This is a genomic window from Micromonospora sp. CA-248212, assembly GCF_050948405.1.
In the GTDB taxonomy this organism is placed as follows: Bacteria; Actinomycetota; Actinomycetes; order Mycobacteriales; family Micromonosporaceae; genus Micromonospora.
In genome coordinates this window covers 3,865,699-3,879,338 of the sequence record NZ_CP192023.1, presented here as the reverse complement: position 1 = coordinate 3,879,338, position 13,640 = coordinate 3,865,699, and the positions used below count along the sequence as shown (strand labels likewise).

The following is a 13,640-nucleotide window of genomic DNA, read 5'->3' as shown; positions in this document are numbered from 1 at the left end:
GCGGGGGACTCAGAACTCCCGGTACATGACGTGCAGGCCGACCCGCCCGAGGGTTCGGTGGCGGAACGCGCCCGGCACCGTGCCGACCACCTCGAAGCCCTCCCGCCGGTACAGCTCGACCGCCGTCCGGTTCGTCTCCACCACGGCGTTGAACTGCATCCCGGCGTACCCCGCGAGGCGGGCCCAGGTCAGAGCGTCGCGGCACAGCGCGGTGCCGACGCCCCGGCCCCGGGCGTCGGCGGCCACCAGGAAGCTGGCGGTGCTGACGTGCGCGCCCGGTCCGGGACGGTTGGCCCCCATCTTCGCGCTGCCCAGCACCCGATCACCGTCGGTCGCGACGACGGTCCGTCCGGGCGCGGCCTCCACCCAGAGGGCGTACGCCTCCTGCGCGGTCATCCCCGGGTCGTAGGCGAAGGTCTCCTGTGCCCGGATCACGTCCTCGATGATCGGCCACACCTGCGACCAGTCCTGGTCGGTGAACGTACGGATCAACACGGGCGCAGGCTACGCAGGACGCGCCGGCGGGGACAACGGGTTTTGCGGGCCCGTCAGGAGGCGGCGTCGGCGCGCCGGGCGCGCGGCATCGTCGTGGCGCGTGCTCGACCCGGCGTCGGCCCGGCGGTGTCCCGGCGGACCAGTTCGGCGGGCAGCACCTCGACCCGGGGGGTCGGCGCCGCCGCGCCGAGCACCAGCGACATGGCCCGGACCCCCATGTCGACGAGGGGGAGCCGCACCGTGGTCAACGCGGGTGTGACGTCGCGGGCGATCGGCATGTCGTCGAAGCCGACGACGGAGATCCGTCCCGGTACGGCGAGCGAGCGGGCCCGCAGGGTGGCGAGGGCGCCGATGGCCATCGAGTCGTTGAGCGCCACGATGGCGGTCAGCTCCGGATCGGAGTCGAGCAGCCGGGCGGTGGCCTCCGCGCCGCCGTCCCGGTCGAACTCGGCGTACCGGATGCGCCGCTCGGGCAGGTCGAGGCCGTGCTCGGCCAGGGCCTGCCGGAGCCCGGCCAGCCGGTCGGTGGTGGTGGTGAGGATGCGCGGGCCGGCGACCACGCCGATCGCCCGGTGGCCCAGCGCGCAGAGTTCGCGGCCGGCGAGGTGACCGCCGGCCTGGTTGTCCGGCATGACGGCGTCGCCGGAGTGCTCGTGGCGGCCGATGACCGCGACCCGCCCGCCGGTCGCCTCGTACGCGGCGAGCTTCTCGTTGAGCTGTCGGGTGAAGGCCTCGTCGTGGTAGCCGGACCCGGCCAGGATCAGCGCAGCCACCTGGTGGCCGCGCAGCAGCTCCACGTACTCCAGCTCGCGGTCCGGGTCGCGGTAGCTGTTGCAGATCATCAGCAGCCGGCCCTGGTCGGTGGCGACGCGTTGCAGGCCGCGGGTGATCTCGGCGAAGTACGGGTCGGAGACGTCGTGCACGATCACGCCGACCGCGCTGCGGTGCGAGCGGGCCAGCAGTTGGGCGTGCGCGTTCGGCACGTACTGCAACTCGGCGACGGCCGCGAGCACCCGTTCGCGCAGCTCGTCGGTGACCGGTTTGCTGCTGCCGTTGATGACGCGCGAGGCCGTGGCGGGTGAGACGCCCGCGCGCCGCGCCACGTCGGACAAGGTCGCCATGGCCCGCCCCCTCGGTCTGTTGACGGCGTTTCGCCGCGCCGGCTAGCGTCACCGTACCGCAGAGAAAGCCCTTTCCCGCAGGGAGGCCCGGCCATGTCGGAACGCTTCGCGGCACTGCCCGGCGGCGTCGGAGTGTCCCGGCTGCGCGTCTACGACACGGCGGCGCCGGACGGCGTGGTCGGCGGCACCCCGCACGTGCACCTGTGCTGCACCGAGGGGTACGTGGTGACCGGCGGCGAGGGCGCGGTGCAGACCCTCGGCGGCGAGGGCTTCCGGGAGACCCCGCTGCGGGCGGGCACGGTGGTGTGGTTCGAACCGGGCACCGTGCACCGCCTGGTGAACGGCGGCAATCTGTCCATCGTGGTGCTCATGCAGAACAGCGGCCTGCCCGAGGCCGGCGACGCGGTCCTGACCTTCCCGCCCGAGGTGCTGGCCGACCCCGAGGCGTACGCCGAGGCCGCGGCGCTGCCGGACGGGGGAGCGCCGGGGGCGGACGTGCGGGGCGCGTACCGTCGGCGGGATCTGGCGGTGGCCGGCTTCGCGGCGCTGCGGTCCGGTGGGCCGACGGCGCTGGCCGCCTTTTACGCGGCGGCGGCGGTGCTGCGCCGGCCGCTGCTGGCGGCCTGGCGGCAGCGGTGGGCGGACGGCGCGGGTGCGGCCGCCGCCGGTACCGGCGCCCAGTTGGACGCCCTGGAGCGGGGCGAGTGGCGTTATCTGGGCGGGGCCGGCGTGTACGCGGTGGACGCGCCCGTCGAGCGTGGCCGGTTGGGGATGTGCGGCCTGCTCGACACCTATCCGGCTGCCGGCTGACGCCGCCGGTGCCGCGCGGTCCAGTTCGGACCGCGAGGGCGATGATCCACTCGGTTTCAGGGCAGTCGCGGTGTCCGAGAGGGAGGGAAGGCCCGGTTTCCAGCAAGCCGAGTCGACCGTGGGCGACGCCTTCACCGGGCGGCCCGACGGGCGTCGAATAGATCGAGGAAAGGCCTTGCCTGCGGTCTGGACGCCGCCTACGCTCCCAGGAAAGCGTTTGCCTGACCCGCCGACCGACCCGGCCCCCGGGTGCCGCGCCGGGCCCCGAGGAGGTTCGCGTGACCGAGAACTCTTTGGACACGGCAGGCCGGCGCGCCGCCGCCGACCAGGCGACTGGTGGGCGGGAAACGGATTCAGCCGCCCCGGCGGACTCCTCGCCCGGATCGGCCGACGCTCGCGTCGGGAGCGGGCTCGGATCCGGAGCGGCCGGTCCGTCGCCGGACGATGATGACCGGTCACCCCGACGCACGCTCGGCCGTCGCGCGGCGGCGGTCGCCGACTCGCTCTGGCGGCCGGCGCTCGGGCTGGCGGCCTTTGTCCTCGCCTGGTGGTTCGTCGCCGCCCGGGAGTACGTGCCGAACTACCTCGTGCCCACCCCCGGTCAGGTCTGGACCACGATGACCGACCAGTGGTCCGAGTTGGCCCGGCACACCCTGGTCACCCTCTACGAGACCGTGCTCGGCTTCGTCCTGGCCGCCGCGCTGGGGCTGGCCACCGCGGTCGCCATCGCCTACTCGCGCACCCTGGACAAGGCGCTCTATCCGATCGTCCTGTTCGCACAGGTCATCCCGAAGATCGCCATCGCGCCGCTGCTGGTCGTCTGGTTCGGTCTCGGCCTCACTCCGAAGATCATCCTGGCGGTGCTCATCGCGTTCTTCCCGGTGGTCATCTCCGGCGTCGCCGGCCTGCGCTCGACCGACCCGGAACTGCTCGACCTCTCCGCCACGATGGGCGCCGGGCCCTGGCGGACCTTCCGCAAGATCCGCTTCCCGAACGCGTTGCCGCACCTCATGGCCGGCCTGAAGGTGGCGGTCACCCTCGCGGTGGTCGGCGCCGTGGTCGGCGAGTTCGTCGGCGCCAGCGAGGGGCTCGGCTACGTCCTGTTGCTGGCCAACGGCAACCTCGACGCCCCGCTGCTGTTCGCCGACCTGATCCTGATGTCCGCCATCGGCATCGTCCTGTTCGTTCTGGTCGAGATCGCCGAGGCGTTGCTCATCCCGTGGCACGCCAGCCGTCGCGCCGGCGTGTCCCTCACCACCTCCTGACCGACCCCATCACGGAGGCACCGATGAAGCGCACCGCCACCACCATCCTGGCCACCGCCGCCCTGTTGCTCGCCGCCGCCGGCTGCGGCGGCTCGGACTCCGCCGGCAGGACCGGCGCCGACGGCAGGAAACAGGTCACCCTCACCCTCAACTGGGTGCCGTACGGCGAGCACGCGCCCTTCTACTACGGTCTGCAGCAGGGCTACTACTCCGCCGAGGGCATCGACCTGAAGGTCCTGCCCGGCAACGGCTCCGGCAACACCGTCAAGCAGGTCGCCCAGAAACAGACCGACTTCGGCTGGGCCGACAGTCCCGTCCTGCTCAAGTCGGTGGCCAGCGGGATGCCGGTGCGCAGCCTCGGCGCATACCTGGAGAAGGGCCCGTCCTCGGTGGAGTTCTTCACCGAGAAGAACATCAGGACACCGGCCGATCTCAAGGGCAAGACCGTCGGCGGCACACCCGGCGACGCCCTCTACGCGACCTTCCCGGCCTGGTTGGAGAAGAACGGCCTGAAGAAGGACGACGTCAAGGTCGTCAACGTGGACGCCGCCGGCAAGATCGCCGCCCTGGCCGAGGGCAGGGTCGACGCCATCATGGGCTTCTTCCACGACCAGGCGCCCACCATCGAGAGCAAGACCGGCAAGAAGGTCGACGTGCTGCTCTTCGCCGACTACGGGATGAACCTGCTCGGCACCGGACTGATCGCCAACACCCAGACCCTGCAGAAGGACCCGGAGCTGGCCCGCAGGTTCGTCCGGGCCACCCAGAAGTCCTGGGCCGACGCGGCGCGCGACCCGGCCGGCGCGGTGAGCGCCATGGTCGCGCTCGCCGAGAACGAGCCGGCCCCCGAGGTGCTCACCAAGCAGCTCACCCTCAACCTGCCGCTGCTCGGCGGCGACGGTCCGGCCGGGGTGAACACCGAAGCCCAGTGGTCCGAGACCATCGACCTGATGGCCCGCTACGCGGAGCTGAAGGATCCGGGCGCGCCGGACGCGTACTGGGACTCGTCGTACGCGGCCAAGGGCTGACGAGGTGAGCGCCGCGCCGGCGACCACCGGCACCGCCATCGGGATGTCCGGGGTGACCGTCCGGTTCACCACCCGACGTTCGCGGACCACCGCCCTCGACGACGTGTCCCTGCACATCGAGCCGGGCGAGTTCGTCACCATCGTCGGCCCGTCCGGCTGCGGCAAGTCCACCCTGCTGAAGATCGTCGCCGGACTGGTGAAGCCCACCAGCGGCGAGGTCTCGCTGCTGCGACAGCCGGTGCGCGGCCCGCAGCAGGAGATCGGCTTCGTCTTCCAGAAGGCCGCGCTGCTCCAGTGGCGTGGCGCGCGGGCCAACATCCTGCTGCAGGCCGAGATGCGCGGGATGGACCGGGCGCGGGCGGCCCGTCGGGCGGACGAGCTGATCGAGATGACCGGGCTGACCGGCTTCGAGAAGGCGCTGCCGCACGAGCTGTCCGGCGGTATGCAGCAGCGGGTGGCGCTCTGCCGCGCGCTGCTGCACGCCCCACCGGTGCTGCTCATGGACGAGCCGTTCGGCGCCCTGGACGCGCTGACCCGCGAGCAGATGAACGCCGAGCTGCACCGCATCTGGCGGGAGACCGGCACCACGGTGGTGCTGGTCACCCACTCCATCGCCGAGGCGGTCTTCCTCGGCACCCGGGTCGTGGTGATGAGCGCCCGGCCCGGCCGGATCATCCGCGCCTTCGACGTCGAGCTGCCCGCGCACCGCGACTACGCGCAGGTGATGTCGGACTCCCGCTTCGACCGGCTCGCCACCGAACTGCGCGGACTGCTCGGCAGCGCGGCCGCCAACCACTGAACGACCAGCACGACGAAGGGGACCACCATGACCCGCAGGTCGATCGGCATCATCGTCAACGGCGTGACCGGACGGATGGGCTACCGCCAGCACCTCGTCCGGTCCCTGCTGGCCATCCGCGAGTCCGGCGGCGTGACGTTGGCCGACGGCACGACCATCTGGCCAGAACCGGTCCTGGTGGGGCGCAACGAGACCAAGCTCCGCGAGCTCGCCGGGCGGCACGGCCTCACCGACTGGACCACCGACCTGACCGCCGCGCTGGCCCGCGACGACGTCGAGATCTACTTCGACGCCCTGGTCACCCAGCAGCGGGAGAAGGCGATCCGCCAGGCGATCGAGGCCGGCAAGCACATCTACACGGAGAAGCCGCTCGCCGAGGACACCGCCGCCGCGCTCGACCTGGCCCGCGCCGCCGACGCGGCCGGTGTCCGCACCGGCGTCGTGCAGGACAAGCTGTTCCTGCCCGGCCTGCGCAAACTCAAGCGGCTCGTCGACGGCGGCTTCTTCGGTCGGATCCTCTCGGTGCGCGGCGAGTTCGGCTACTGGGTCTTCGAGGGCGACTGGCAGCCGGCCCAGCGTCCCTCGTGGAACTACCGCGCCGAGGCCGGCGGCGGCATCACCTCGGACATGTTCCCGCACTGGCACTACGTGCTCCAGGAGCTGTTCGGCCGGGTCACCGCGGTCACCTGTGTGACCGCCACCCACGTGCCCGAGCGGTTCGACGAGGACGGCCGCGCCTACGCCGCCACCGCTGACGACGCCGCGTACGCCATCTTCGAACTCGACGGCGGCGTGATCGCGCAGATCAACTCGTCGTGGGGTGTGCGGGTGTACCGCGACGAGCTGGTGGAGTTCCAGGTCGACGGCACCGAGGGCAGCGCCGTCGCCGGGCTGCGCCGCTGCCGGGCACAGCACCGGGCGGTCACCCCGAAACCGGTGTGGAACCCGGACCTGCCGGTCACCGAGGACTTCCGCGCGCAGTGGACCGAGGTGCCCGACAACGAGGAGTTCGACAACGGCTTCAAGATGCAGTGGGAGGCATTCCTGCGGCACGTCGTGGCCGGCGAGCCGTTCCCGTGGGACTTCCTGGCCGGCGCGCGCGGCGTGCAGCTTGCCGAGCTGGGGCTCCGCGCGGCCCGCGAGGGCGTCCGCGTCGAGGTTCCGGAGCTGCACCCGTGAGCGCCGTCGAAGTGGCGCTGCCGGGCGGGCGGCGACACCGGCTCACCGGGGCCGACGGATTCACCCGCCCGGCCGCACCGGCGACCAGCCGGATCGCGTACGCCGCCGCGCACGTGGTCGCCGATCCGGGCGCGGAGAACGTACCGGGCGCCCCGGCGACGGTGGACTGGGACGCCACCCTCGTGTTCCGGCGGCACCTGTGGTCGTACGGGCTGGGTGTCGCCGAGGCGATGGACACCGCCCAGCGGGGAATGGGGCTGGACTATCCGGCGACCCGGGAGCTGGTCCGACGCAGTGCCGCCGAGGCCCGTGCCGTGGGCGGGCGGATCGTCGCCGGTGTCGGCACCGACCAGCTCCCGGCCGGCCCGGCCAGCCTGGCCGGGGTCACCGCCGCGTACCGCGAGCAGCTCGACGACGTCCGCGCCGCCGGCGCGCGGCCGGTGCTGATGTGCAGCCGGCACCTGGCCGCCACCGCCCGCGACGCCGAGGACTACCTACGGGTGTACGACGAGCTGCTGACCGCCGCCGGCGAGCCGGTCGTGCTGCACTGGCTGGGCCCGATGTTCGACCCGGCGCTGACCGGCTACTGGGGGTCCGCCGACCTGGACCTGGCCGCCGACACGGTGGTCGAGCTGGTCAAGGCCCACCAGTCGACGGTGGACGGCATCAAGGTGTCGCTGCTCGACGCCGACCGGGAGGTGGCGTTACGGCGTCGACTGCCGGCCGGGGTACGCCTCTACACCGGCGACGACTTCCACTACCCGGAGCTGATCCGGGGCGACGAGGTGGGCCACTCCGACGCGCTGCTCGGCGTGTTCGCGGCCATCGCGCCGGCCGCCGCCGCCGCGCTGGATGCTCTCGACCGGGGCGACCTGACGTCGTACGACGAGATCTTCGCTCCGACCGTGCCGCTGGCCCGGCACCTGTTCGCGGCGCCGACCTGGCACTACAAGACGGGCATCGTGTTCCTGGCGTGGCTGGCCGGGCACCAGGACCACTTCACGATGGTCGGCGGCGCGCAGTCCGGCCGGTCCCCGGCGCACCTGGCGACCCTGCTCACCCTCGCCGACGCCGCCGGGCTGCTGCCCGACGCGGAGCTGGCCGCCGCCCGCGCGCGGGCGTTCTTCACCGTCGCGGGGGTTGTCCAGTGAGTCTCGCGCGGTTCTCGTTCAACCAGGCCACCGCGCAGCGCTGGGCGCTGCCCGACGTGGTCGCCGGCTGTGTGGCGGCCGGTGTGCCGGGCATCGGACTGTGGCGGGAGCCGGTGGCCGAGTACGGGTTGGCCCGCGCGGCGAAGCTGGTCCGCGACGCGGGCCTCACCGTCACGTCGCTGTGCCGGGGCGGATTCTTCACCGCCGACGACTGGCGTGCGCAGAACCTGCGGGCCATCGAGGAGGCCGCCGCGCTGGGCGCACCCGAGCTGGTGCTCGTCTCCGGCGGACTGCCGGCGGGCAGTCGCGACGTCGACGGTGCCCGCCGCCGGGTCGCCGACGCGATCGGCGAGCTGGCGCCGCACGCGGCGGCGGCCGGCGTCCGGCTGGCGATCGAACCGCTGCACCCGATGTTCGCCGCCGACCGCTGCGTGATCGCCACCCTCGGTCAGGCGCTCGACATCGCCGAGCGGTTCGATGCGGAGGTGGTCGGGGTGGTGATCGACGCGTACCACGTGTGGTGGGACGACACCGTGTACGCGCAGATCGTCCGGGCCGGCGCGCGGATCGCCGCGTTCCAGGTCTGCGACTGGGTGACACCGCTGCCGGAGGGGGCGCTGCTCGGCCGGGCGTTGCCCGGCGACGGGTGCATCGAGCTGCGGCGGCTGCGCGAGGCGGTGGACGCGGCCGGCTACCGGGGTCCGATCGAGGTGGAGGTCTTCTCCGCCGAGGTGTGGGCGCGGCCGGGCGCGCAGGTGCTGGACGCGGCGATCGCCGGCTATCTGCGCCACGTCGTCTGACCGGCGCGGGGCGCAGGGGTACGCCGACCGGCGGTAGGGTCGTCGGCGTGGATCTGGAGAAGACCGCAGCCCTGCTCGGGGTGCCCGTCGAGGCTGTCGAGCGGGTGCACCGGCTGGCCGGCGACCGGCCCTCGGCCCCGCTGCCCGCCAAGGCCGACGCGCCGGCGATCCTCGACCGGCTCGCGGTGCCGCCGGACGACGCCGTCGAGATCATGGCGGGGTGGCCGGACCGCGACTCACCACTGTGGACGCCGGAGCTGCGCTGGCTGCTCGACCGTTCGATCGCGCTGGTCCGCGCGGATCTCGGCGGGTACGGCTGGCTGCCACCCGGGCCGGAGCTGCCGCTCGACCGTGGCCCCGCCTGGCGGCATCTCTACGTGTACGCGTACCTCGCGCTGGTCGAGATCGTGCGGGGCTACCACCGCGACCACGGCGTTCCCGACGCCGTCTCCTGGGCGACGCTCGCCGACCTGGGTCGTAACCTCGCCGTCGACCGGCGGATGCGCGGCGAGGGCTGGCCGGTCATGCAGAGCTGGTTGACGCTGCACGTGCGCGGCGCCGTCTACGAGTTGGGCCGGTTGCAGCACCATCGCGGCGACGGCGCTATCGGCCTGCACATCCCCGACGCGGGGCCGCTGACCCCGGAGGCGGTCTCGGCGTCGCTCGACGAGGCCCGGGTCTTCTTCCCGCGTCACTTCCCCGACGAGCACTACACGGCGTTCTCCTGCGGCTCGTGGCTGCTCGACCCCCAGTTGCGGGAGTACCTGCCCGACGACTCGAACATCATCCGGTTCCAGCGACGGTTCGAGCTGGAGTCCTACGAGGAGCCGGAGGGCCTGGACGCGGACGTCGAGGTGCTGCGATTCGTCTTCCGGACGCTGACCACACCGCTGGACGAGTTGCCGCGCCGCACCGCCCTGCAACGGGCGATCGTCGACCACCTGTCGGCTGGCCGGCACTGGCAGTGGCGTCAGGGCCGCTTCCCGATCGACGCGACGCATCGGCCGTACCTACCCTGATCCGGTGCTAGCCGCCGAAGCCCCGAAGATCACGGACTGGATGCAGGCGTGGGGGAGCCTGGCCGGGTTGGTCATGTCGACCTTCGCCGTCGTCTTCACCGGTCTGCTGTTCCGTCACGAGACCCGGGTCCGTCGGGAGGAGCAGGAGAGCCGCGAGGCGGCGCAGGCGCGCCTGGTCATCCCGGTACTGACCCGCGATGACGACGAGAGCGACGGCGTCGTGGTCCGGCGCGACCCGACCGAGGCGACGGTGACCCTCGTCAACCACAGCGCCGCGCCCATCTTCGATGTCCATGTCGACGTCGCCTGGCAGGAGTCGTTCCGCTGGCCGGGACGTCGCCGAGAGATGCAGGGCACCGTGATCGCGAACGGGGGCAGACGCTTCGCCGTGGTGGAGAAGTCCGAGGCGGTGCGCTTCGAGTTGACCGGCACTGCCGCGTACCTGGGGCAGGCGAGGATCCGCTTCACCGACGCGGCCGGGCTGGTCTGGCAGCGAACGGGTCTGGGGTCGCCGGTCCGCTACACCCCGCCGGAGAGCACTCTGGGCAGGGCGTTCCGGTTGCTGCCCTGGGTGCTCCTGGTGATCTACGTGGTGCTTCCCGCGATCGTCATCACCGTCGTCGCCGCCGTGGTGTGGCTCTGGCCGTAGCCGGTGATTGTCCCTCAGCCGCGCCGAAAAAACATGATCTAGGCACGGGTGAAACATCATGATCTTATCTGCATCATGATCCGTAACACCGCTCGAATCCTCGATTAACCGTCGAGGGCTTAGGTGGGGGAGCGCTCCCATGCGGGTCGCGGTCACTGAAGAAGCTCCACACAGGAGCAATCGAAGGGAGTCTCGTGTCCACACGCACGAGCGGGAAAAATCTGCGAAGACTGGCGATACCGACGCTGGTCGCAGCGATGCTCGCCGGCACAACCGGCGTCGCGGGATCAGCGTCGGCAGCGCCGGGCGACCGGTCGGCCAGCGGCGGCGCCGGCTACTTCACCAAGGGATCGGACCGGCGCACCACGCTGACCGACGGCGCCGATCGTCGCGCCGACGCCGACGGGACCAGCCCGAAGACCGCCGTGGACGCCAACGGCTCGGGCGTCTACGTCGTCGAGCTGGCCGAGGCGCCGCTGACCACGTACGTCGGTGGGACGTCCGGGCTCGCGCGGACCCGCCCCACGCCGGGCGCCCGACTGGACGTGACGTCGGCGCCGTCGCAGGCGTACCGCCGGCACCTCGACGCGCAGCGATCCGCCGTCGCGGGCGCGGCCGGCGTCCAGGTCAAGGCCGCCTACACCGCCGCCTTCAACGGGTTCTCGGCGACGCTGACCGCCAAGCAGGCGACCGCGCTGCGGGCCGACAAGCGCGTCCGCGCCGTCACCGCCGCGCGGGCGCTGGGCACCCGATCGGCGATGCCGCTCGCGGCCGCCCCGAGCGCCCCCGCCGCCGGTACGCCGACCTCCTCCGCGGCCGCCGCGTCCACGACGGACGCCGCCGCGAAGCCGGTCAAGCCGGCCAAGCCGGTCAAGCCCGGCCCGGCCACCGGAGCGGGCATGGTCGTCGGCGTCCTGGACACCGGCATCTGGCCGGAGAGCGCGTCGTTCGCCAAGAAGATGCCGGCGCCCAAGACCTGGCACGGCACCTGCCAGACCGGCGTGGCCTTCGTGGCCGAGCACTGCAACGGCAAGATCGTCGGTGCCCGGTACTTCGCCGACACCTGGCTCGCCGGCGGTGGCTCCGTACCCGAGGGTGAGTTCCTGTCGCCCCGCGACGCGGCCGGGCACGGCACCCACACCGCGTCCACGGCCGCCGGTCTGCCGGTGCGGGACGTCACCATCGACGGCCGCTCCTTCGGTGCCGTCTCCGGTGTCGCGCCGGACGCCCAGATCGCTGTCTACAAGGTGCTCTGGGGCGGGATGGGCTACGACGCCGACATCATCGCCGGCATCGACGCGGCCGTCTCCGACGGTGTGCAGGTCCTGAACTTCTCCATCGGCAGCGACCTCGGCGACTGGGAGGCCAACACCCCCATCGGTGTCGCCTTCCTCAACGCCACGCTGTCCGGCGTCTTCGTGGCGGCGTCGGCGGGCAACACCGGCATCGTGAGCGGGGCCATCAGCAACGCGGCGCCCTGGGTCACCACGGTGGGCGCGGCGGTGACCAACGCCAACGAGGCGACGGTCAAGCTGGGCGACGGCACCAAGCTGGTCGGCGGCTCACTGGACGCCCTGCCCGGCGACGCCTCGCGGCCGATGGTCTTCGGCGACCAGGCCGGCTCACTGGAGCAGGGTTCGGCGTACTGCGAACCCGGCAGCCTGGACGCGGCCAAGATCAAGGGCAAGGTGGTCGCCTGCGCGCTGTCGTCCCCCTTCTACTCCGCGCTGGAGGTGAAGGAGAAGGGCGGGGCCGGGATGGTCGTGTTCGTCCCGGAAGGCAACTACCGGGTCAACTCCGTCTACAACTTCCCGGTGGTCTACCTGAACACCGAGAAGCAGGCCGGCACGCTGTTCAACTACCTGATGCGCCACCCCACCGACGCCAGGGTGTCGCTGCGCAACGGTGGCGACGGCTCCAGCGTCCCGGGGATCCCGAGCGTGGCGGACTTCTCCTCCACCGGCCCGGACAAGGTGACCCTCGGCGTCTTCAAGCCGGACCTGGTCGCGCCGGGGACGGACATCATCGCCGCGGTCTCACCGGCGGGTAACTTCGGTCGGGACTACGACGCGTACTCCGGAACCTCGATGGCCTCGCCGTACGTGGCCGGCGCGGCGGCGATCCTGCGCGCCACGCACCCGACCTGGTCGCCGGGGACCGTCGCCTCGGCCCTGCGGACCACCGCCACCGACACCCGGGGCACCAGCAACCCGCTGGACCAGGGCAGCGGTTTCATCAACCTGACCGGAGCCAAGGACCCGGGCCTGGTCATCGAGCCGACCGCGGCCGACCTGGTCGAGTTCAGCGAGACGGCCCAGCCCGACGGCAAGGAACTCAACCTGCCGGCCATCTCGCTGCGCGAGTACGACGGCACCCACCCGGTGACCATCAAGCGCACCCTGACCAACGTGGGTACGACGCGGGAGACCTACCGGTCGTCGGTGTCCGGCCTGCCCGGCATGACGGTAACGGTGTCGCCCGCGTCGGTGACGCTCGCGCCCGGCAAGTCCGCGACGGTGTCCATCACGCTGCGCCGGGGCAGCGCCCCCTGGGACCGGTACGTCACCGGGTCGATCACCTGGCGCGGCAAGGTCCACAGTGCCCGCATCCCCGTCGCCGCCCGCCCGTGGGGCATCACCCCCCGGCCGTACGCTGACGACGGCGAGGAGTTCGGCCGGATGACCAGCGGCTCGTTCGGCTACGCCCAGCCGGGCTTCACCGGCCCGCTCACCGGTCGCAGCACCGGCTACACGCCGATGCGCCGGGACTCGTACTCGATGCCGGCCGGTGTGTACGGCGGCGTGTTCGACCCGAGCGCGTCCGGCGTGAAGAAGGTCGACTTCACGGTGCCGGCGAACACCGCCGGCATCATCGTCGAGGCCAACACCGAGGATCCGAACACGAACCTCGACCTGTACCTGTACAAGGGCGACAAGCTCGTCTACAGCAGTGACAGGTACTGGACCAGCGCGGAGCAGGCGTACAAGTTCCTGCCGGAGCCGGGGCGCTACACGGCCTACGTGTTCGCGCAGGTGCCCGGTGGCCCGGTCGTGGACTTCCAGTTGAGCCACGCCATCATCGGTCGCAACGCCATCTACGCGCCGGCCACGCTGACGTTGCCGTCGACGACCGAGCGCGGCATGAGCCTCAACTTCACGTTGAAGCCCAACCGGCCGCTGCCCGAGGGCGACTTCTGGGCGTACACCGAGTACCGCACCAACGGCACGGTCGTCCCCGGCAACCTCGTCTACACCCAGCAGAGCGCCTGGGAGGAGTAGCCGTACCGGAATCGTGGGGCGGCGCTGTCGTGCGCCGCCCCACTGT

At 72.3% G+C, this 13,640-nt stretch carries 12 protein-coding genes; 10 read left to right on the top strand and 2 right to left on the bottom strand.

Annotated elements, in window-relative coordinates; translation table 11 throughout:
- Window positions 1-9: 9 nt before the first annotated feature.
- Window positions 10-495, bottom strand: a complete 486-nt coding sequence (locus ACQP03_RS18605) for a GNAT family N-acetyltransferase (RefSeq protein WP_357394557.1) — start codon at window positions 493-495, stop codon at window positions 10-12.
- Window positions 496-548: 53 nt separating this feature from the next.
- Complete coding sequence (locus ACQP03_RS18600) at window positions 549-1,616, bottom strand: LacI family DNA-binding transcriptional regulator (protein WP_357169657.1); 1,068 nt, start codon at window positions 1,614-1,616, stop codon at window positions 549-551.
- A 93-nt stretch (window positions 1,617-1,709) separates the two neighbouring features.
- Here ACQP03_RS18600 and ACQP03_RS18595 point away from each other — a divergent pair, with 93 nt between their 5' ends.
- The 10 genes from ACQP03_RS18595 (at window position 1,710) to ACQP03_RS18550 (ending at window position 13,594) form a co-directional block, all read left to right on the top strand.
- Window positions 1,710-2,426: a cupin domain-containing protein gene (locus ACQP03_RS18595; protein ID WP_357394562.1), complete on the top strand. Its 717-nt coding sequence runs from the start codon at window positions 1,710-1,712 to the stop codon at window positions 2,424-2,426.
- Window positions 2,427-2,704: 278 nt separating this feature from the next.
- Entirely contained in the window at window positions 2,705-3,691 is a 987-nt protein-coding gene (locus tag ACQP03_RS18590; RefSeq protein WP_357394566.1) for an ABC transporter permease, read from the top strand.
- Window positions 3,692-3,714: 23 nt separating this feature from the next.
- Window positions 3,715-4,719, top strand: coding sequence for an ABC transporter substrate-binding protein (locus ACQP03_RS18585; RefSeq protein WP_357169667.1), 1,005 nt, complete (start codon window positions 3,715-3,717; stop codon window positions 4,717-4,719).
- 43 nt (window positions 4,720-4,762) lie between these two features.
- On the top strand, window positions 4,763-5,518 hold the full coding sequence (locus ACQP03_RS18580; protein WP_396833030.1) for an ABC transporter ATP-binding protein: 756 nt from the start codon (window positions 4,763-4,765) through the stop codon (window positions 5,516-5,518).
- A 27-nt stretch (window positions 5,519-5,545) separates the two neighbouring features.
- Entirely contained in the window at window positions 5,546-6,697 is a 1,152-nt protein-coding gene (locus ACQP03_RS18575) for a Gfo/Idh/MocA family protein (protein ID WP_357117916.1), read from the top strand.
- Entirely contained in the window at window positions 6,694-7,848 is a 1,155-nt protein-coding gene (locus ACQP03_RS18570) for a dihydrodipicolinate synthase family protein (protein WP_357117919.1), read from the top strand. The genes ACQP03_RS18575 and ACQP03_RS18570 overlap by 4 nt, the downstream gene beginning before the upstream one ends.
- Complete coding sequence (locus ACQP03_RS18565) at window positions 7,845-8,648, top strand: sugar phosphate isomerase/epimerase family protein (protein ID WP_433457685.1); 804 nt, start codon at window positions 7,845-7,847, stop codon at window positions 8,646-8,648. The genes ACQP03_RS18570 and ACQP03_RS18565 overlap by 4 nt, the downstream gene beginning before the upstream one ends.
- Before the next feature lie 47 nt (window positions 8,649-8,695).
- Window positions 8,696-9,667 (top strand): acyltransferase domain-containing protein, encoded by a 972-nt coding sequence (locus ACQP03_RS18560; protein WP_357394581.1) that lies wholly within the window; start codon window positions 8,696-8,698, stop codon window positions 9,665-9,667.
- A gap of 4 nt (window positions 9,668-9,671) precedes the next feature.
- Window positions 9,672-10,316 carry a hypothetical protein gene (locus ACQP03_RS18555; RefSeq protein ID WP_357394583.1) on the top strand — a complete coding sequence of 215 codons (645 nt, stop codon included), beginning with the start codon at window positions 9,672-9,674 and terminating at the stop codon, window positions 10,314-10,316.
- Between the two features lie 257 nt (window positions 10,317-10,573).
- On the top strand, window positions 10,574-13,594 hold the full coding sequence (locus ACQP03_RS18550; RefSeq protein ID WP_396832986.1) for a S8 family serine peptidase: 3,021 nt from the start codon (window positions 10,574-10,576) through the stop codon (window positions 13,592-13,594).
- The last annotated feature ends 46 nt before the right edge of the window (window positions 13,595-13,640 follow it).